The 19533-nt window shown below is 68.5% G+C and carries 22 protein-coding genes; 9 read left to right on the plus strand and 13 right to left on the minus strand.

The features are described from left to right. Positions 1–52: 52 nt before the first annotated feature. The 8 genes from FFI97_RS19895 to FFI97_RS19925 all read right to left on the minus strand — a co-directional run bounded on the left by FFI97_RS19895 (position 53) and on the right by FFI97_RS19925 (position 6535). The gene (locus tag FFI97_RS19895) at positions 53–934 is read right to left on the minus strand and encodes a cytochrome c oxidase subunit 3 (protein WP_062481365.1); all 882 of its coding nucleotides are present in this window, start codon (positions 932–934) and stop codon (positions 53–55) included. A gap of 82 nt (positions 935–1016) precedes the next feature. Continuing rightward, positions 1017–1184 carry a DUF2970 domain-containing protein gene (locus FFI97_RS19900; protein WP_082818316.1) on the minus strand — a complete coding sequence of 56 codons (168 nt, stop codon included), beginning with the start codon at positions 1182–1184 and terminating at the stop codon, positions 1017–1019. 53 nt (positions 1185–1237) lie between these two features. Further along, positions 1238–1867: a cytochrome c oxidase assembly protein gene (locus tag FFI97_RS19905; RefSeq protein WP_056577955.1), complete on the minus strand. Its 630-nt coding sequence runs from the start codon at positions 1865–1867 to the stop codon at positions 1238–1240. Between the two features lie 37 nt (positions 1868–1904). Next, positions 1905–2021: a cytochrome oxidase small assembly protein gene (locus tag FFI97_RS33790; protein ID WP_216360125.1), complete on the minus strand. Its 117-nt coding sequence runs from the start codon at positions 2019–2021 to the stop codon at positions 1905–1907. Positions 2022–2061: 40 nt separating this feature from the next. Further along, positions 2062–3699 carry a cytochrome c oxidase subunit I gene (gene ctaD / locus FFI97_RS19910; protein ID WP_062481356.1) on the minus strand — a complete coding sequence of 546 codons (1638 nt, stop codon included), beginning with the start codon at positions 3697–3699 and terminating at the stop codon, positions 2062–2064. Positions 3700–3742: 43 nt separating this feature from the next. Further along, positions 3743–4921 (minus strand): cytochrome c oxidase subunit II, encoded by a 1179-nt coding sequence (gene coxB / locus FFI97_RS19915; protein WP_062481354.1) that lies wholly within the window; start codon positions 4919–4921, stop codon positions 3743–3745. 59 nt (positions 4922–4980) lie between these two features. Continuing rightward, positions 4981–5457, minus strand: a complete 477-nt coding sequence (locus tag FFI97_RS19920) for a DUF2244 domain-containing protein (RefSeq protein WP_056578078.1) — start codon at positions 5455–5457, stop codon at positions 4981–4983. A gap of 163 nt (positions 5458–5620) precedes the next feature. Next, positions 5621–6535: a class I SAM-dependent methyltransferase gene (locus FFI97_RS19925; protein WP_062481352.1), complete on the minus strand. Its 915-nt coding sequence runs from the start codon at positions 6533–6535 to the stop codon at positions 5621–5623. Positions 6536–6557: 22 nt separating this feature from the next. Between FFI97_RS19925 and FFI97_RS19930 the strand changes: the two genes are divergently transcribed. From FFI97_RS19930 to FFI97_RS19940, 3 genes are all read left to right on the plus strand, one after another. Further along, positions 6558–7274 carry a ComF family protein gene (locus tag FFI97_RS19930; RefSeq protein ID WP_139699928.1) on the plus strand — a complete coding sequence of 239 codons (717 nt, stop codon included), beginning with the start codon at positions 6558–6560 and terminating at the stop codon, positions 7272–7274. Positions 7275–7305: 31 nt separating this feature from the next. Beyond that, on the plus strand, positions 7306–7767 hold the full coding sequence (trmL, locus tag FFI97_RS19935) for a tRNA (uridine(34)/cytosine(34)/5-carboxymethylaminomethyluridine(34)-2'-O)-methyltransferase TrmL (RefSeq protein WP_139699929.1): 462 nt from the start codon (positions 7306–7308) through the stop codon (positions 7765–7767). 124 nt (positions 7768–7891) lie between these two features. Then, positions 7892–8182: a DUF4148 domain-containing protein gene (locus FFI97_RS19940; protein WP_139699930.1), complete on the plus strand. Its 291-nt coding sequence runs from the start codon at positions 7892–7894 to the stop codon at positions 8180–8182. Positions 8183–8209: 27 nt separating this feature from the next. Here the strand turns inward: FFI97_RS19940 and FFI97_RS19945 are convergent, their stop codons facing one another. Further along, positions 8210–8680 carry a MaoC family dehydratase gene (locus FFI97_RS19945; RefSeq protein ID WP_062479484.1) on the minus strand — a complete coding sequence of 157 codons (471 nt, stop codon included), beginning with the start codon at positions 8678–8680 and terminating at the stop codon, positions 8210–8212. Between the two features lie 71 nt (positions 8681–8751). Next, entirely contained in the window at positions 8752–9372 is a 621-nt protein-coding gene (locus FFI97_RS19950) for a ParA family protein (RefSeq protein WP_070061962.1), read from the minus strand. A 92-nt stretch (positions 9373–9464) separates the two neighbouring features. On the opposite strand from FFI97_RS19950, the gene FFI97_RS19955 reads away from it, so the two are divergent. Then, positions 9465–10187, plus strand: a complete 723-nt coding sequence (locus FFI97_RS19955) for an NAD(P)H-dependent oxidoreductase (protein ID WP_139699931.1) — start codon at positions 9465–9467, stop codon at positions 10185–10187. Between the two features lie 2 nt (positions 10188–10189). After that, the gene (kefC, locus tag FFI97_RS19960; protein WP_139699932.1) at positions 10190–12052 is read left to right on the plus strand and encodes a glutathione-regulated potassium-efflux system protein KefC; all 1863 of its coding nucleotides are present in this window, start codon (positions 10190–10192) and stop codon (positions 12050–12052) included. A gap of 9 nt (positions 12053–12061) precedes the next feature. On the opposite strand, the gene FFI97_RS19965 is transcribed toward kefC, so the two are convergent. Then, on the minus strand, positions 12062–13012 hold the full coding sequence (locus FFI97_RS19965) for a succinylglutamate desuccinylase/aspartoacylase family protein (protein WP_139699933.1): 951 nt from the start codon (positions 13010–13012) through the stop codon (positions 12062–12064). Between the two features lie 16 nt (positions 13013–13028). Beyond that, positions 13029–14030 (minus strand): Bug family tripartite tricarboxylate transporter substrate binding protein, encoded by a 1002-nt coding sequence (locus tag FFI97_RS19970; protein ID WP_139699934.1) that lies wholly within the window; start codon positions 14028–14030, stop codon positions 13029–13031. A 118-nt stretch (positions 14031–14148) separates the two neighbouring features. On the opposite strand from FFI97_RS19970, the gene FFI97_RS19975 reads away from it, so the two are divergent. After that, complete coding sequence (locus tag FFI97_RS19975) at positions 14149–15045, plus strand: MurR/RpiR family transcriptional regulator (protein WP_139699935.1); 897 nt, start codon at positions 14149–14151, stop codon at positions 15043–15045. A gap of 3 nt (positions 15046–15048) precedes the next feature. Here the strand turns inward: FFI97_RS19975 and FFI97_RS19980 are convergent, their stop codons facing one another. Further along, positions 15049–15924 (minus strand): amidohydrolase family protein, encoded by an 876-nt coding sequence (locus tag FFI97_RS19980; protein ID WP_062479505.1) that lies wholly within the window; start codon positions 15922–15924, stop codon positions 15049–15051. 104 nt (positions 15925–16028) lie between these two features. Between FFI97_RS19980 and FFI97_RS19985 the strand changes: the two genes are divergently transcribed. The 3 genes from FFI97_RS19985 (at position 16029) to FFI97_RS19995 (ending at position 19532) form a co-directional block, all read left to right on the plus strand. Further along, positions 16029–16802 carry a crotonase/enoyl-CoA hydratase family protein gene (locus FFI97_RS19985; protein WP_139699936.1) on the plus strand — a complete coding sequence of 258 codons (774 nt, stop codon included), beginning with the start codon at positions 16029–16031 and terminating at the stop codon, positions 16800–16802. Positions 16803–16893: 91 nt separating this feature from the next. Beyond that, positions 16894–18747 carry a feruloyl-CoA synthase gene (locus FFI97_RS19990; protein ID WP_139699937.1) on the plus strand — a complete coding sequence of 618 codons (1854 nt, stop codon included), beginning with the start codon at positions 16894–16896 and terminating at the stop codon, positions 18745–18747. A gap of 20 nt (positions 18748–18767) precedes the next feature. After that, positions 18768–19532, plus strand: coding sequence for an SDR family NAD(P)-dependent oxidoreductase (locus FFI97_RS19995; RefSeq protein WP_062479514.1), 765 nt, complete (start codon positions 18768–18770; stop codon positions 19530–19532). The last annotated feature ends 1 nt before the right edge of the window (position 19533 follow it).

Below are 19533 nucleotides of genomic sequence, written 5' to 3' on the forward strand. Positions count from 1 at the left end.
GAAAAAGGCGCCTTACGGCGCCTTTTTTCTGGAATGCCGTGAGGTTCTTCGCTCAAAGCCAATAGACCAGCACGTACAGGCCCAGCCAGACCACGTCCACGAAGTGCCAGTACCAGGCAGCGCCTTCGAAGCCGAAGTGACGCTCGGCGGTGAAGTGGCCCTTCTGCAGGCGCAGCGTGATGAACAGCAGCATCAGCATGCCGATGAACACGTGCAGGCCGTGAAAGCCGGTCAGCATGAAGAAGGTCGAACCGTAGGTGCCCGAGCTGAGCTTGAGGTTCAGTTCGGTGTACAGGTGGAAGTACTCGTAGCCCTGCACGCCCAGGAAGATCACGCCCAGCAGCACGGTGAGCCACATGAAGCGAATGCACTGGGCGCGGTGGTCGGCGCGCAGCGCGTGGTGGGCGATGGTCAGCGTCACGCCCGAGCTCAGCAGCAGCGCGGTGTTGATGGTCGGCAGCCAGAACGGGCCGACGGTCTGGAAGGGCTCGATGATGCCGGCCGGCGAACCGGTGACACCGGCCGCGACGCTGGGCCACACGGCCTTGAAGTCAGGCCAGAGGATCGCGTTGTCCAGGCTGCCGAGCGTCGGCAGCGCGTGGGTGCGGGCCCACCACAGCGCCGTGAAGAAGGCGCCGAAGAACATCACTTCCGAGAAGATGAACCAGCTCATGCTCCAGCGGTACGAGAGGTCGATCTTGTGGCCGTACTGGCCGCTCTCGCTCTCGCCGACGGCAGCGCGGAACCACACGAAGAGCGTGCCGAGCCAGATCACCATGCCCAGCAGCAGCGACCAGGCGCCCCACTGGTGGCTGTTGATCCATTGCCCCGCGCCGAGGATCACGAAGAACAAGCCGATCGCGGACACGACCGGGTAGGCCGAGGGTCCGGGCACGAAGTAGTAGGGCGTGGTGCCGTGGGTGGTTGAACTCATATCAGCTCCTGGCTTTCTTTCTTCTCTCGATTCAATGATTCTGGAGATCGTGGTTTCTTATCTTCGGCTCAGCAGGCAGCGCTCAGGCGGCCGCGACCACATGCCGCACCAGCAGCACCAGCCCGACCACGAAGACGATCACTGCGGCAAACGCCACCACGATGACGTGCAGCGGATTGAGCTTGCCCAGGTCTTCCTTGTAGGCGCTGTTGCGGCGCACCCCGAAGAACGACCAGCCCACCGCCTTCATCGTGTCCCACAGCGTGGGCTTGCGGCGCGGGGCTTCGGGCGGCAACGGCGAGGTCACGAGCGCGGCTCATCGGCGACAGCATGCGAAACGGCGGCCACCGGGGCCGGAGGCGTCTTGCCGCCCACCTCGAAGAAGGTGTACGACAGCGTGATGGTCTTGACGTCCTTCGAGATCTTCGGATCGATCACGAAGGCGACCGGCCACTGCTTCTTCTCGCCCGCATCGAGCGTGTACTGGTTGAAACAGAAGCACTCGAGCTTGTTGAAATGCGCCGCGGCCTGCTGCGGCGCGTAGCTCGGGATGGCCTGCGCGGCCATGCGGCGGTTCTGCGTGTTCTGGAACTCGTACATCACCGTGTTCAGCTGGCCCGGGTGCACCTCGATGAAGCGCTCGGCCGGCTTGAAGTCCCACAGGCCACCGCGCACGTTGGAGTCGAACTCGACCTTGATCGTGCGGGTCATGTCGACCTGCGTGTTGTCCGGCACGCGCACGTTCTTGGCGCCGCTGGCGCCGCCCGGCACCTGGAGCTCGGAGAGCGCGAGGATGTTGATGCCGGTCATCTCGCAGATGGCGCGGTACATCGGCACCAGCGCATAGCCGAAGGCGAACATGCCGCAGGTCACGACGGCCAGCTTGCCGACCATGCGGACATTGGCGCGGCGGATGCGTTGACCGAGGCTCATGCTGTTGCTTCCGTTCGGAGGGTGCGATGCGGCGCGGTCAGCGACCGCTGAACCAGACCATGCGGACGATGAAGCCGATGAAGAAGATCACCGCGATGGAGGCCAGCGTGAGCCCCATGCGTCGGTTGTTCCTTCTTTGTTCGGGCGTCGTCATCGTCGTGCGGTCGTGGTGCTTGTGCGGCGTGCGCGGGTGATCAGCCGATCACCTTGGTGGCGGTCACGTCGAGCTTGGGCGGGTTCTCGAAGGTGTGGAACGGGGCCGGCGACGGCACTTCCCACTCGAGGCCTTCGGCTGCTTCCCAGGGCTTCTGAGCTGCTGCTTCACCCTTGCCGCGCATCGAAGGCAGCACGATGAACAGGAAGAAGTAGACCTGCGCGAAGCCGAAGAAGAACGCACCCACCGAAGCGATGGCGTTGAAGTCGGCGAACTGCATGGGGTAGTCGGCGTAGCGACGCGGCATGCCGGCCAGACCCAGGAAGTGCATCGGGAAGAAGGTGACGTTGAACGAGATCAGCGACCACCAGAAGTGAACCTTGCCGCGCGTTTCGTTGTACATCACGCCGGTCCACTTGGGCGCCCAGTAGTAGAAGCCCGAGAACATGGCGAACAGCGAGCCGGCCACCAGCACGTAGTGGAAGTGGGCCACCACGTAATACGTGTCCTGCAGCTGCGTGTCGATCGGCGCGACCGCGAGGATCAGGCCGGTGAAGCCACCCATCGTGAACACGAAGATGAAGCCGACCGCGAACAGCATGGGCGTCTCGAAGGTCATCGAGCCCTGCCACATCGTCGCGATCCAGTTGAAGATCTTCACTGCCGTGGGCACGGCGATCAGCATGGTCGCGTACATGAAGAACAGCTGGCCCGTGAGCGGCATGCCGGTCGTGAACATGTGGTGGGCCCACACGATGAACGACAGGATGGCGATCGACGAGGTGGCGTACACCATCGAGGCGTAGCCGAAGAGCTTCTTGCGGGCGAAGGCCGGGACCACCTGGCTGATGATGCCGAAGGCCGGCAAGATCATGATGTAGACCTCGGGGTGGCCGAAGAACCAGAAGATGTGCTGGTACATCACCGGGTCGCCGCCGCCGGCGGGGTTGAAGAAGCTGGTGCCGAAGTGGCGGTCGGTCAGCGTCATCGTGATGGCGCCTGCGAGCACGGGCATCACGGCGATCAGCAGGTAGGCGGTGATGAGCCAGGTCCAGCAGAACATCGGCATCTTCATCAGCGTCATGCCGGGGGCGCGCATGTTCAGGATGGTGACGATGATGTTGATCGAACCCATGATCGACGAGGCGCCCATGATGTGCATCGCGAAGATGCCGGCGTCCATCGAGGGGCCCATCTGCAGCGTGAGCGGGGCGTACAGCGTCCAGCCGGCCGCGGGCGCGCCGCCGGGCATGAAGAACGAACCGGCCAGCATGATGGCCGCCGGGATCAGCAGCCAGAAGCTGAAGTTGTTCATGCGCGCGAACGCCATGTCGGATGCGCCGATCTGCAGCGGGATCATCCAGTTCGCGAAGCCCACGAAGGCCGGCATGATCGCGCCGAACACCATGATCAGGCCGTGCATGGTGGTGAACTGGTTGAACAGCTCGGGGTTCACCATCTGCAGGCCGGGCTGGAACAGCTCGGCGCGGATCAGCAGGGCGAGCACGCCGCCGATCATCAGCATCGTGAAGCTGAACAGCAGGTAGAGCGTGCCGATGTCCTTGTGGTTGGTCGCGAACACCCAGCGGCGCCAGCCGGTGGGCGCGTGGTGGTCGTGATGGTCGTCGTGTGCGTGGCCGCCGGGGGCGTGACCGTGGGGGTCGAGGACTGCGCTCATGTCGTTGTTCCTTGCAATTTCTTCTTCGCGGGGCGCCGTCGGATCACTTGCCGCGCAGGGCCAGCACTTCGGCCGGTTGCACCAGCTGGCCCGTCTTGTTCGACCAGCTGTTCTTGGTGTACGTGGCCACGGCCGCGAGGTCGGTGTCGCTCAGCTGCTTCCAGGCAGGCATGGCACCGTTGTTCTGGCCATTGAGCAGCACCAGCAGCTGCACCTTGTGGTCGGAATCGGTCACCTTGGCTGCGCCGTCGAGCGGCTTGATCGGGCCTGCGCCCTTGCCGTTGGCCTGGTGGCAGGCCGCGCAGTTGGCGGCGTAGACCTTCTCGCCGCGTGCCAGCATGTCGGGCAGCGTCCAGACCTTGGTCGGGTCGTCGAGCTTGGCTGCGGCTTCCTTGCGCTTGGTGGCGACCCAGGCGGTGTAGTCGGCAGCCGACAGCACCTTCACGTGGATCGGCATGTAGGCGTGTTCCTTGCCGCACAGTTCCTGGCACTGGCCGTAGTAGTCGCCCACGGTCTCGGCGCGGAACCAGGTGTCGCGCACGAAGCCGGGAATGGCGTCCTGCTTGAGGCCCAGCTGCGGCACGGCGAAGGCGTGGATCACGTCGTTCGCGGTGGTGATGATGCGGACCTTCTTCTGCACCGGCACGACCATCGGGTTGTCGACCTTGAGCAGGTAGTCGTCGGGCATGGCGCCCTTGGCACCGGCGTCGGACATGGCGCGCTGCGAACTGTCGAGCGTGGAGATGAAGGCCAGGCCCTCGCCTTCGCCGTTCAGGTAGTCGTAGCCCCACTTCCACTGGTAGCCCGTGGTCTTGATCGTGAGGTCGGCGTTCGTGGTGTCCTTCTGGGCCACGAGCACCTTGGTGGCGGGCAGCGCCATCACGATCACGATAAGGAAGGGCACGATGGTCCAGATGACCTCGACCACCACCGATTCATGGAAGTTCGCGGCCTTGTGGCCCACCGACTTGCGGTGCTTCCAGATGGAATAGAACATCACCGCGAACACGGCGACGAAGATGACCGTGCAGATGATCATCATGATCGTGTGGAGCAGATGCTGCTCCTGCGCGATCTTGGTCACGCCGACCGGAAGATTCAGCTGGCGCACCGCGGGGCCGCCGGGCAGATCGTTGACTGCGTGCGCCGCGTTGCTGAACGCCGCGCCGGCCGCCAGCAACAGATTCGCCGGCCTGTACTTATTGCGCCAAATGCTCTTCATCGTGTTCACGTTTCTTCAATTTTTCGAAAACCCAACCGTGCAGCACCGCGCGAGCCCCCTCAGGCGCCACGCAACGCCATGCGAATCTCGCGCGCCAGTGCGGCTCGCAACTCCGGGCGTACATAGCGCCCCACCCTGACCGATCGACCTTGCCCCGAGACCTCGATCAGCGAACGATCGCCGGTCTGCGGTTCGATCCGCACCTGGTGCGGAAGAAATTCCGTGCGTTCGTAGTGCCCACCGTTCTCGAGCTCCACGACGAGGCGCCCGCCCTGCAGCGCGATCCGTTCGCCGTCGGTGGCATGCCGCGCGTACATCATGAACGCAAAGCCCACCGCGGCCAGTTCGAGCCAGGCGAATGGCAATACCAGCGGCGCACCGTGCAGCCAGAACACCATGCCCGTTCCCAGAGATACCACGCACAGCGAGGCGTAGAGCCAGCCCAGCTGGCTCGGCGTCACCGAGCAATTGCGTTTCAGGAACCAGTGGATGTTCTGGCCTGAGACGGTGGCAAAACGAAACACGGAATTCGACACGGGCGAGTTCAGCAAATCGGTGCGTCGATGGTGGCCAAACCCCTCGTACAAACAGGATCCGACACCCCTCGATCACGGGACAATACCCGCGAGTTTCACGCAACGGCGGATTGTAGCGGGTAGAGCGCGGGCCCCGCGCACCGAATGAGGGCTGCCGGGTCGCTCAGGCGCCAGGGCGGCCGCGCTGGAGCATCGATCGCATCTCGCGCAGCGAGACCGCGCTCTCGGGCGAGAGCGCGACGCGCGGCGTCGGCTTGAAGGCGTGGCCGTAGATGACCTCGAAGGTCAGCGCGATGCGGCCCTCGCCTTCCGCGGCCGGCGCCAGCTCGGGCAGGGCCTGCTTGAGCGCGCGGTGCCAGGCCTTGCCGCGCAGTGCGGGAAAGCGCGCCGGATGCAGGTTGCGCCCCAAGGTGCGCAGCTCGGCCAGGGCGGCCTCGGGGGTGGCCCAGGTGAGCACGATGCGCTCCATGTCCATCACGGGCTCGGCGAAGCCGGCATGCACGAGCATGTCGCCCCAGTCGTGCATGTCGGTGTATTCATGGCCGGCGGCGGGCCAGCCGAGCCGGGCGTGCAGGGCGCGCAGCTCGCGCACCGTGTCCGGGCCCAGGCAGGAAAACATCAGGAAGCCGTTGGTCGCGACCAGGCGGTGCCACTGCGCGATGAGCGCCTCGGGGTCGGCCGCCATGTGCAGCGACATGTTGGCCCACAGCAGGTCCACGCCGTCTTCGGGCGTTGCGTCGAAGCGGGCCTTGCCGCCCTGCCAGCGGCGCGCGCTCCACCAAGGGGCGGTCAGCGCCTCGCCGGTCCGGTCGGCCAAGGCGGGTTCGGATTCGATGACGAAGGCTTCGGCGTCGCGGTAGCGGCGGGCCAGCAGCGCGTGCGCTTCGAGGCCGCCGCGCAGCGGCGACCAGTCGGCCCAGGTGCGGGGCTGGGCCTTGATCCATTGCAGCCGGTCTTCCATCCGGCGGCCGATTTCCTCGTGCAGCCAGGGCGAGCCCTCGGCGGGCGCGAGCCGGCGCCAGCGGTCGGCCGCCGTGGGATCGATGGTCGGCGGTCTTCTTGCGGGGTCGGTGGCCATGGGGCCGTGAGTATATTGAGGCATGTACAACCGCCGGGCCCTGAGGCCTTTCACCTCGCTGCTCGCGCGGCTGCCCAGCCAGTGCGAGGTCTGCCGCGCCTGGCCGGCGCAGCGCGTGTGCGACGCCTGCGTGGCCCGCTTCGCGCCGCCGACCCCGCGCTGCGGCGGCTGCGCCCTGCCGATGCCCGAGGGCGTGGCGCGCTGCGGCGAATGCATCAAGCACCCGCCACCGCTCGACGCCTGCCTCGCCGCCTGCACCTACGCGTGGCCGTGGCCCGACTGCATCGCCCAGTTCAAGTTTCGCGGCGAGGCGGGCTGGGCCGGCCCGCTGGCCACCCTGCTGCGCAGCGCGCCGTGGGTGGAGCCGGCGCTGGAACAGTGCGACCTCGTGCTGCCGATGCCGCTGGCGCCCGGACGCCTGGCCGAGCGCGGCTTCAACCAGGCGCACGAGCTCGCGCGCCGGCTGGCACCGGCCAAGACCGACGCCACCCTGCTGCTGCGCACGCGCGACACGCCCGCGCAGAGCGGCCTGCCGCGCGCCGACCGGCTGCGCAACCTGCGCGGCGCCTTCGCCGTGGAACCGCTGCGCGCCGACGGCCTGCGGGGGCGGCGCGTGGTGCTGGTGGACGACGTGATGACCAGTGGCGCCTCGCTGTTCGCCGCGGCCGCCACCTTGCGCCTGGCGGGTGCGGCGCACATCACCGGCGTGGTGCTGGCGCGGACCGACCCGCCGCGCTGAAGCCATCGACGGCGCCCGCGACAATCGGCGCATGTTCCATATCGTCCTGGTCCACCCCGAAATTCCGCCGAACACCGGCAACGTGATCCGGCTCGCGGCCAACACAGGCTGCACGCTGCACCTGGTCGAGCCGCTCGGCTTTTCGATGGACGACCGCCTGCTGCGCCGCGCCGGGCTCGACTACCACGAGTACGCCGAAGTCAAGCGCCACGCCGACTGGGCCGCGCTGCTGGCCACGCAGCAGCCGCCGGCCGAGCGCATGTTCGCGCTGACCACGCGCGGCACCCGCCCGGTGCACGACGTGCGCTTCCAGCCCGACGACTGGCTGGTGTTCGGCTCGGAAACCGCCGGACTGCCGCCCGCGATCCGCGACGGCTTTGCCGAGCCGCAGCGCCTGCGGCTGCCGATGCGCGCCGGCCAGCGCAGCCTGAATTTGTCGAACGCGGTGGCGGTCACGGTGTTCGAGGCCTGGCGGCAAAACGGTTTCGCCTGACGGCCATACAGCCCCTCACGCGGCAGGGGCACATCCGATCGGCGCTGCGCAGCGTATGGGAAGACATGCCGGTGATTCGCACCGGCATCCGCCCCCTCAACGCTGACTGCCAAGGAGTCCCGCCATGCACACCACTTTGCGCCTTATCACGATCGCCGCCCTCGCCTTCACCGGCGGCGCCCATGCCTTCCAGGGCGAGCAGAACCCGCTGCCGCCCGCGCCCTTCCAGTCATCGCTGACGCGCGCCCAGGTCCAGCAGCAAGCCCTGCAGCCGCTGCAGATCAGCAACGGCGGCACCGGCGTGGCCCGCCCGACCGCGGGCAACGTCGACCGGGCGGCGGTGCGCGCGAGCGCCGTCGGCATCACCCGCCAGGGCGCCGCCGCCTACGGCGAAGTCACCGACCGCCGGATGTAAAGAGAAGCAGAGAAGAAGAAAAACCGCTCAGGGAAAACGGCGCACCACCGACTCGGCGACGCACGCCGGCTTGGCGGCGCCTTCGAGTTCGATGGTGGTTTCCCAGGTCATCTGCAGGCCGTTGTTGGGAATCGGCTCGGCGCTCAGCAGCTTCATGCGGGCGCGCAGGCGCTGGCCCACGGGCACCGGCGACATGAAGCGCACGCGGTTCAGGCCGTAGTTCACGCCCATGCGCGACTCGACCACGTCGATGGCCGTCTCGAAGAACTTCGGCAGCAGCGACAAAGTGAGAAACCCGTGCGCGATCGGCGCGCCGAAGGGGCCGGACTTGGCCCGCTCCACATCGACGTGGATCCACTGATGGTCGCCCGTCGCCTCGGCGAACTGGTTGACCTGCTGCTGCGTCACGCTGATCCAGTCGCTCACGGCGACTTCCTGGCCGACGCAGGCGGCGAGATCCTGAAGGGTCTGGAATGTCTTTTTGGTCATGCGGGGCATTCTGGTGCCAAGGGCACAAGGCTGGCTGTCGGACTTGCGACAACCGGGAATCGGGGAAATCCGGGATCAGTTCAGGCGTCGAGCCATTCGCAGATCGGCGCCCACTGGTCCAGGTCGCGCTGCACGCGCCCCGGCGCGATGTCGAACAGCGTGAGCCCGCGCGCGGCCAGCTGCACGTAGTTCTGCGTGTCGCGCAGCTCGCCCAACACGGGCACGCCCAGGCCGGCGATGAACTCGTGCAGCCGGTCGGCCGCCAGCGTGCGGGCGTTCACGCGCATGCCGACCAGGCCGATGCGGGTCTTCTCGGCGCGGCGGCTTTCCAGCAGGCGGTCGAGGAAATCGCGCGTGGCGTAGATGTCGAAGATGCTCGGCTGCAGCGGCACGATCACGCGGTCGGCCAGCGCCAGCACTTCCTTGAAGCGCCAGCCGTGCAGGCCGGCCGGCGTGTCGAGCACCGCGTGGGTGGTACCGCGCGGCGGGCGCACCACGGTGCTGTCGCCGGTGGCTTCCCAGGTGGCGATGGGGCGGGCCTGCGGTGGGCGCAGGCCGAGCCACAGCCGCGAGGACTGCTGGCGGTCCACGTCGCCGAGCATCACGGCATGGCCGCGGCTCGCGAAATAGCCCGCGATGTTCGTTGCAATCGTCGACTTGCCCACGCCTCCCTTGGGATTGGCGACCAGAACCACCGGCATGAGGATCTCCTCCAGAACGGGAACAGGGCTGGATGGTAGTCGCCTCGGGTTGCGCGTCGGCGACGGCGGGCCGTCTGCGTTATGTTCGCCACATGACGACAACAACATCCACGGAGAACCCCGCCAGCATCTATGTGCTGGCGGCCCACCCCCACTGGCGTGACTCGCGCGTGAACCGCCGGCTGTTCGCCGCCGCGCAGCGCGTGCCGGGCGCCGACGTGAACGACCTGTACGGCAGCTACCCCGATTTCGCCATCGACGTCGAGGCCGAGCGCGAGCGGCTGGCGCGCGCGGACCTGGTGGTGCTGCTGCACCCGATCCAGTGGTATTCGATGCCGCCGCTGCAAAAGCTCTGGGTCGACGATGTGCTGGGCTACGGCTGGGCCTACGGCCCCGGCGGCACCGCGCTGCAGGGCAAGGACTGCTGGCTGGTCGCCACCACCGGCGGCCCCGAGCCGAGCTACCACCCGCAAAGCTACAACCGCTACTTCTTCGACGCCTTCCTGCCGCCCTACGAACAGACCGCCGCGCTGTGCGGCATGCGCTTCTTGCCGCCGCTGCTGCTGCACGGCGCGCGCCGCGCCAGCGAGGCCGAGGTGGCCGCGCATGTCGAGGTGTTCGTGCAGCGGCTGGAAAGCTACCCGGTGTGGCCCGAAATGGACGAGCTCGATGCCTGCATCGCCTGCCCGGTGCCCGAGACCGACCGCCCCGCCGAATCCGACGACGTGGGCCAGGTGATGGCCGGCGCGCTCCACAGCGCGATGACGCACGGCCTGGCCGTCGCCAACGGCAGCGGCACCCACAAGGCGGCCTGAGCATGGAACACGCACCCGCCTGGCTGACCAGCAGCCTGATCTACCTGAGCGCCGCCGTGCTGGTGGTGCCGCTGTCCAAGGCCCTGGGCCTGGGCTCGATCATCGGCTACCTCGTGGCCGGCATCGCCATCGGCCCCTGGGGCCTGGGCCTCGTGTCCAGCGTCGAGGACGTGCTGCATTTCGCCGAGTTCGGCGTGGTGCTGATGCTGTTCCTCGTGGGCCTCGAACTCGAGCCCAAGCGCCTGTGGAGCCTGCGCCGCCCGATCTTCGGCTGGGGGTCGGCGCAGGTGCTCAGTTGCGCGGCGGTGCTGTTCGCCGTCGGCTGGGCCGTGGGCGCGCCGTGGCGCGTGGCGCTGGTGGCGGCGCTCGGGCTGGCGTTGTCGTCCACCGCGATCGCGCTGCAGGTATTCGGCGAACGCAACCTGCTGAAGACGCCCAGCGGCCAAGCCGGCTTCTCGATCCTGCTGTTCCAGGACGTGGCGGCGATCCCGATCCTCGCGCTGCTGCCGCTATTGGCCGGCGCCACGGCGGCCGAGCAGGCCATCAGCGGGCTGGACCGCGCACTCGAGGCGCTGAAGATCGTCGGCGTGATCGCCGGCATCATCCTCGGCGGCCGGCTGTTGCTGCGCCCGATCCTGAGCTGGATCGCGCGCAGCGACACGCCCGAGATCTTCACCGCCGCCGCGCTGCTGCTGGTGGTGGCCATCGCGGCGCTGATGCAGTTCGTCGGCCTGTCGATGGCGCTGGGCGCCTTCCTTGCCGGCGTGCTGCTGGCCGAAAGCGAATACCGGCGCGAGCTCGAGACCGACATCGAGCCCTTCAAGGGCCTGCTGCTCGGGCTGTTCTTCATCGCGGTGGGCATGTCGATCAACTTCGGCGTGCTGCTGGCCAACCCGGGGGTCATGGCCTTGCTGGTGGTGAGCTTCCTGGTCATCAAGCTGGTGGTGATCTACGCGCTGGCCAAGGCCATGGGCCTGGCCTACCAGGAGCGGCCGGTGTTCACGCTGCTGCTGGCACAGGGCGGCGAGTTCGCCTTCGTGGTGTTCCAGGCCGCCGGCCCCGACGTGCTGCCGCCGCAGACCACCTCGCTGCTGATCGGCGCGGTGGCGCTGTCGATGCTGCTGTCGCCGCTCCTGCTGGTGCTGCTCGACAAGTTCGTGCTGCCGCGCTACAGCCACGCGGGCGGACCGCAGCTCGAAGAGATTTCGGAGCAGCAGGACGCCAAGGTGCTGATCTGCGGCTTCGGGCGCTACGGCCAGATCGTCGGTCGCCTGCTGATGTCGCAGGGCCTGCGCGTGACGGTGCTCGACCACGACGCCGACACCGTCGAAGGCCTGCGCCAGTTCGGCTTCCGGGTGTTCTACGGCGACGCCACGCGGCTGGACCTGCTGCGCACCGCGGGCGCCGGCACGGCGCGCGCCATCGTGGTGGCGGTGGACGACATCGAACAGTCGCTGGACATCGTCGACCTGGTGCGCGAGAACTTCCCGCAGGCGCGCATCATTGCGCGCGCACGCAACGTGACCCACCTGTTCCAGCTGCGCGACCGCGGCGTGCAGGACATCGAGCGCGAGGTGTTCGAGTCGTCGCTGCGCAGCGCGCGCTCGGCGCTGGAGGCGCTGGGCTGGCCGGCGGCCGAGGCGCGCGAGGCGTCGATGCGTTTCCGCCAGCGAAACCTCAAGCTCAGCGACGAGATCTACCCGCACTACAAGGACCGCGCCAAGCTGATCGCGGCCAACAAGGCGGGCCGCCAGCAGTTCGAGGAACAGATGGCGCGCGAGCGCGAGGAGCGCAAGCTGCGCTCGGGCCAGGACTGGGATCGGCTCGGCGAAGACGAACCAGCAGGCGACGCGAAGGCGCCCTGAGGCCCGGGGTCAGACCGGCACGGTCAGGTACACGCCCTCGCGGCCGATCACCGGCGCGCGGGTCGGCATGAAGATCGTGCAGCCGTCGCAGGGCGAGCGGATCTCGCGCCCGGCCTGCACCGCGATCAGTTCACCCTGGTCGAAGGTCTCGAAGCCGAGCACGGGCCGCACGAAGGCGAAGTCGTCCGACGTGACCATGTGGACCTCGAGCAGCCGGAAGCGGCGCGCGGCGACCGGCACGCGCGGCACCGGGTCGACGAGCCCGAGGTGCGCCAGAAAGCGCAGCGACACGTCGGTGGCCAGGTCGGCCGCCGACTGCGCGAAGTGCTGGCCGCACTCGACCACCACCGCGCCGCCGTCGATGCCCGGCTCGCCGTGCCGGCCGTAGGCCGTGACGCCCGTGCCGGGCGCGGCGCCCACGGGCATCACGAGGTGCACCGCCGGGCCACCGACGGCCTGCGCCAGGCCTGCATTGCGTTCGAACTCCGGGTAGACCCAGAAGGGCTGCACGGGCGCGCGCGTGGAATGGATGTCCAGCACGTAGTCGGCCACGTCGAGCACGGGCCGCAGCTCGCGCGCGCGGCGCAGCTCGGGGCTGTGCGCGTCGCCGTCGAGCAGCTCGGGCGACCAGATGCGGTTCAGGTTGTGCACCAGCTGGCGGTTCTCGTAGGGCCGTTCGATGTCGAAAGCCTCGTAGGCCTCGACGTTCGCGAAGCTCACGGTGAGCGTGCCGATCTTCGGGCGCACGCCGGTGTCGAGCAGGTGCGTGGCCGCGACCATGCCGCAGATCTCGTTGCCGTGCGTGAGCGCGTTGACGAGCACGTGCGGGCCCGGCTTGCCGGACGCGAAGCGGTGCACGTAGTCGATGCCGGTGTTGCCCTGGCGGTAGGCCGAGAGGTCGCGCGGCAGCACCTCCAGAGGGGCGGTGTCGGGTGCGAAGGTCGGCAGTGTCTGCGTCATGGAACCAGCCGCCCGCTCACTCGCCGCGGATGCCGGCGCGCTTGACCATCTCGCCGTACAGCGCGAGCCGCTCCGACATCATGGCCGTGAACTGCGCGGGCGATTGCGCCTCGGGCGCAAGCGAGCCGCGCGCCAGCAGCGCGTCGACCATCGCCGGCTGCTCGGCCACCGTGCGCACCGCCTTGTGCAGCGCGGCGATGACCTCGGGCGGCGTCTTCGCGGGCGCGGCCAGGCCGATCCACGAGGTGGTGTTCAGCACCGGATAGCCCAGTTCGGTGAAGGTCGGCACGTCGGGCAGCGCCGCGACGCGCGTGGGCGAGGCCACGGCCAGCGCGCGCAGCTTGCCGGCCTGGATGTGCGGCAGGAAGGGCGCGAGGTTGTCCAGACCGAACTGCACTTCGTTGGAGATCAGCGCGGTCACCAGCGGGCCGCCACCGCGATAGGGCACGTGCGTGGCATTGAGCTGCAGCTGCGACTTCATCAGCTCCACGTTGAGCTGGCCCATGCTGCCCGGCCCGGCGCTGCAGAAGTTGAGCTCGCCCGGGCGCGACTTCACCAGCGCCACGAACTCCTTGAAGGTCTTGGCGGGCACGGCCGGGTTTACCAGCAGCACGTTGATGGAACGCGCGAGCTGGCTGATGGACAGGAAATCCTTGATCGGGTCGTAGCCCGGGTTGGCCTGCGTCAGCGGGTTGGCCAGGTGCGAGCTCTGCGACGACACCACGAGCGTGTAGCCGTCGGGCTTGGCGCGCGCCACCTGCGCGCTGGCGATGGAGCCGCCCGCGCCGGCGCGGTTGTCGATGACCACCGGCGTGCCCAGCGCCTTCGACAGCGGCTCGGCGTACAGCCGCGCGATCAGGTCGACCGAGCCGCCGGCCGGGAACGGCACCACCAGCGTGACCGGGCGGGCCGGAAAGGCCTGGGCGCGCGCGGACAGGGGCAGCAGCGCCGCCGTCAGGCCGGCGCCGAGGATCTCGCGCCGGCGCAGGGCGGGCACGGCGGGGGTGGTGGAACGCATGGCAAGGTCTTTCTGCAAGGGAAGGCGGGCGGGCAAAGGCTCAGCCCGGATTTGTGCATTCATTTTTGCAAGGAGGCCCTATTTTTGCAATACTCGTTGCAAACATGAGGTTTCTCCGATGCCGCACGCAGACACCCCCACCGCCCCCAGCCTCACCCAGCGCATCTCGGGCTATGGCAAGAAGCTCACGAAAAGCGAGCGACGCCTCATCGAGGAATTGCAGGCGCACCACCCGCAGGGGCTGCTCGAATCTGCAACGAGCCTTGCAAGAAAGGTGGGCACCAGCGCCTCGACCGTGGTGCGGCTGCTCGCCAAGCTGGGCTACGAGAGCTACGCCCAGGCGCAGATGGAGGCGCGCGCCGAAGTCACCGCCCTGCTGGCCTCGCCCGCCACGCGCGCCGACGCGGTCATCGGCGACGACACCTCCGTGCGCAGCTGCCTGGACAACGCGCTGCTGCACGACCAGCACAACCTGGCCGCCACCTTCGCGGCGCTCGACGTGGGCGCGTTCGAGGCGGCGGTGAAGCTGCTCACGCAGCGCAAGGTGCGCGTGCACGTGCTCGGCCAGCGCAACGGCCTGCCGCTGGCCAGCCACCTCGCGCTGAACCTGAACCTGTGCCTGCCCGATGTGCGGCTGCTGGGCGGCGCGGGCGCGCTGCCGCTCGAAGACCAGCTGCTGCGCATCGACGACAACGACCTGCTGCTCACGCTCACCTTCCGCCGCCACTCGCTCGCCATCGCGCGCACGGCGGCGTACTTCCGCGAGAAGGGCGCGAAGGTCGTCATGGTCACCGACAGCCCCACCGCGCCCGCAGCGGCCTCGGCCGATCACCTGCTGCTGGTGCGCACCTCCAGCGCCTCGCCCTTCGATTCGTACACGGCGGCGCTGTCGGTCTGCAACGCGTTGATCACCGCGGTGGCGCAGCGCCGCAAGAAGGAGCTGGCCGCCGTGTTCGAACGCGGCGCGGCGCTGTGGGAGCCGCACTGGAACGAGGCGGCACCGCGCGCCGCCTGAGCCTCAGGCCGCCGGGGTTCCGAGCCCCAGCAAGCGCACCGCGTTGTCCTTGAGGATGCCGGGCATCACCTCGGGCTTGAAGCCGGCGGCCTCGAAGTCCTTCATCCAGCGGTCGGGCGTGATCAGCGGGTAGTCGCTGCCGAACAGCACGCGGTCCTTGAGCAGCGTGTTGGCGTACTGCACCAGCTGCTTCGGAAAGTACTTGGGGCTCCAGCCCGACAGGTCGATCCACACGTTGGGCTTGTGCGTGGCCACGCTGAGCGCCTCGTCCTGCCAGGGAAAGCTGGGGTGGGCCATGACGATCTGCATGTCGGGGAAGTCGATGGCCACGTCGTCCAGGTGCATCGGGTTGCTGTACTCCAGGCGCAGGCCGCCGCCGCAGCGCATGCCCGAGCCGATGCCGCTGTGGCCGGTGTGGAAGATGGCCGGCAGCTTGTACTCGGCGATCACCTCGTAGATCGGCCAGGCCATGCGGTCGTAGGGGTGGTAGCCCTGCACGGTCGGGTGGAACTTGAAGCCCTTCACGCCGTGCTCCTCGATGAGCCGGCGCGCCTCGCGCGCACCCATCTTTCCCTTGTGCGGATCGACGCTGCCGAAGGCAATCATGATGTCGCTGTTCTGCTGCGCCGCCTCGGCGATCTCCTCGTTCGGGATGCGCCGGCGGCCCATGTTCGACTCGGCGTCGACCATGAACATCACCAGCCCGATCTTCCTTTCACGGTAGTACGCCACGCTCTCGGCGATGGTGGGGCGGCGGTTCGAGCCGAAGAACTTGTCGGCCGCGCGGTCGTATTCCTCGCCGTAGTTGTCGAAAGGGTTCCAGCAGCTCACTTCGGCGTGGGTGTGGATGTCGATCGCGATCAGGTTCCGTGGGTCCATGTCGTTGTCTCCGGTTCGGGTAAGTCCCTAGGTTTCGGGAGGCTCCAATGCCTTGAATTGATTATTTCTCATAACCATAATCCAACGCAACCCCGCACACCATCATGACCAATCCAGACCTTCACCTCGACATCCGCGACGACGTCGCCATCGTTCGTCTCACGCGCGGCGCCAAGCGCAACGCGCTGTCCGACGGCCTGATCCTCGCGCTGCGCGGCACCTTCGAGACGCTGCCCGCCACGGTGCGCGCGGCCGTGCTCGACGGCGAGGGCCCGCATTTCTGCGCCGGCCTGGACCTGAGCGAGCTCAAGGAGCGCGACGCCGGCCAGGGCATGCAGCACTCGCGCCTGTGGCACAGCGCGCTCGACCTGATCCAGCACGGCCCGGTGCCGGTGGTGGCGGCGCTGCACGGCGCGGTGGTCGGCGGCGGGCTCGAGCTGGCCAGCGCCTGCCACATCCGCGTGGCCGACCGCTCCACCTTCTATGCGCTGCCCGAAGGCTCGCGCGGCATCTTCGTGGGCGGCGGCGGCTCGGTGCGCATCCCCAAGCTGATCGGCGTGGCCCGCATGACCGACATGATGATGACCGGCCGCGTCTACAACGCCGAAGACGGCGAGCGCGCCAACTTCGCGCAGTACCTGGTCGACGAAGGCACCGCCTTCGACAAGGCCCTGGAGCTCGCCAAGCGCATCGCCACCAACGCGCCGCTCACCAACTACGCCCTGATGCACGCGCTGCCGCGCATCTCCGAGCAGTCGGCCGACCACGGCTTCTTCACCGAGGCGCTGATGTCGGGCATCGTCCAGGCCGCGCCCGAAGCGAAGGCACGCGTGCGCGACTTCCTCGAAGGCCGCGGCGCGAAAGTGAGCAAGGGATGAGCGCCGCTCGGCCGCCCGAAGGCGCTCGCCCCCTCCCTTGGGAGGGGGTGTGCGAAGCCACGCAGTGGCGAAGCATGGGGGAGGTATCCAAATGACCGCCGTCCGCTACCGCCCGCTGGCCTTCGGCGTGACGCGCGCGGTGTTGCGCGACGGCGCGCCGGGCACGCGCTACCTCACGGCCGAGACGCCGCTGCAGGCCTACCGCGAGCGCATGACCGACCGGCTCGCGCACTGGGCGCAGGTGGCGCCCGATCGCACCTTCATCGCGCGTCGCGAGCGCCTGCCCGACGGCCGCACCGGCGACTGGCTGCGCGTGAGCTACGCGCAGGCGCTGGAAGAAGCGCGCGGCATCGGACAGGCCCTGCTCGATCGCGGCCTGAACGCCGAGCGTCCGGTCGTGATCCTCAGCGAAAACGGCATCGAGCACGCGCTGCTCGCGCTGGGCTGCCTCTACGCGGGCGTGCCCTACTGCCCCGTGTCGCCGCCCTATGCGATCGTGAGCCAGGACTACGACAAGCTGCGCCACGTCATCGACACGCTCACGCCCGGCCTGGTGTTCGCGGCCGACGCCGCGCGCTTCGCCAAGGCCATCGCGGCCACCGTGCCCGCCGGCACCGAGGTCGTGCTCGCCGAAGGCACGCTCGAAGGCCGCGCCACCACGCGCTTCGACGTGCTCGCCGCCACGCCGGCCACGCCTGCCATCGACGCGGCGATGCAGGCCACCGGCCCCGACACCATCACCAAGTTCCTCTTCACCTCGGGCTCGACCAAGATGCCCAAGGCGGTGATCAACACGCACCGCATGTGGTGCGCCAACCAGCAGCAGCTGCGCCAGTCGATTCCCGCCCTGGGCGACGAGCCGCCGGTGCTGGTCGACTGGCTGCCCTGGAACCACACCTTCGGCGGCAACCACAACGTGGGCATCGTGCTGGACAACGGCGGCACGCTGTTCATCGACGACGGCAAGCCCACGCCCGCCGGCATGGCCGAGACGCTGCGCAACCTGCGCGAGATCGCGCCCACCATCTACTTCAACGTGCCCACCGGCTTCGAGGCCATCGCCAACGCGATGGAAAGCGACGCCGTGCTGCGCCGCAACCTGCTGTCGCGCGTGAAGATGTTCTTCTACTCGGGTGCCGCGCTCGCGCAGCCCGTGTGGGACAGCCTGCACCGCACGCAGGAGTCGGAAGTCGGTGAGCGCATCGTGATGGGCACCGGCCTGGGCATGACCGAGTCGGGCCCCTTCGCGCTGTACGTGACCGGCCCCGACGTGAAGTCGGGCGACGTGGGCCTGCCGGCCGCCGGCATCGAGCTCAAGCTGATCGAGGTCGACGGCAAGACCGAGGTGCGCTACCGCGGCCCCAACATCACGCCCGGCTACTGGCGCGCGCCCGAAGCCACGGCCGAGGCCTTCGACGACGAAGGCTTCTTCTCCACCGGCGACGCGGTGAAGTGGATCGACGACCACGACATCCACCGCGGCCTGCGCTTCGACGGCCGCATCGCCGAAGACTTCAAGCTCGCCACCGGCACCTTCGTGAGCGTGGGCCCGCTGCGCGCGAAGATCATCGCGGCCGGCTCGCCCTATGTGCAGGACGCGGTGCTCACCGGCATCAACCTGAAGGAAGTCGGTGCGCTGATCTTCCCGACGCAGAAGGTGCGCCAGCTCTCCGATTTGCCCGCCGACACCCCGCTGCAGCAGGTGCTCGAAAGCGCTCCGGTGCAGGCGCACTTCCAGCAGGTGGTGGACACACTCGCGGCCGGCGCCACCGGCAGCGCCAACCGCATCGCACGGCTGCACCTGATGGCCGAGCCGCCGTCGATCGACAAGGGCGAAGTGACCGACAAGGGCTCGATCAACCAGCGCGCCGTGCTCAAGCACCGCGCCGCGCTGGCCGACGCGCTGCACGCCGACACGCTGCCTTTCACGCTCAAGCCCCGCTAACCCCATCCAGGAGACAACCCATGAAGATCGAAGGACAAGCCGCACTCGTCACCGGCGGCGCCTCGGGCCTCGGCGAGGCCACCGCGCGCGAACTCGCACGCCTGGGCGCCAAGGTCGCGGTGCTCGACCGCAACGCCGCGCTCGCAGAGAAAGTGGCCGCCGAGATCGGCGGCGTTGCCTGCGTTTGCGACATCACCGACACCGACAGCGTGAACGCCGCGCTCGACAAGGCGCAGGCCGCACACGGTCCCGCACGCATCTTGATGAACGTCGCCGGCATCGGCAGTGCCAAGCGCATCGTCGGCAAGGACGGCAACCCGGCGCCGCTCGAAGACTTCGTGCGCGTGGTCAACATCAACCTGATCGGCGGCTACAACATGGCGCGCCTGTTCGCGGCGCGCTGCGCGAAGCTCGACGCGCTCGACAACGGCGAAAAGGGCGTGATGCTCTTCACCGCCTCGGTCGCGGCCTTCGACGGCCAGGTGGGCCAGCAGGCCTACAGCGCCTCGAAGGGCGGCCTCGTCGGCATGACCCTGCCGATGGCGCGCGACCTCGCACAGCACGCCATCCGCGTGTGCACCGTGGCGCCGGGCCTCTTCGCCACGCCGCTGCTGCTGGAACTGCCCGAGCCGGTGCAGCACTCGCTGGCCGCGTCGATCCCGTTCCCGCCGCGCCTGGGCAAGCCGTCGGAGTTCGCCGAGCTGGCCTGCCACATCGTCACCAACGGCCACCTCAATGGCGAAGTGATTCGCCTCGACGGCGCCTTGCGCATGGCGCCGCGCTGAT

Source organism: Variovorax sp. KBS0712 (assembly GCF_006323185.2).
GTDB lineage: Bacteria > Pseudomonadota > Gammaproteobacteria > Burkholderiales > Burkholderiaceae_C > Variovorax > Variovorax boronicumulans.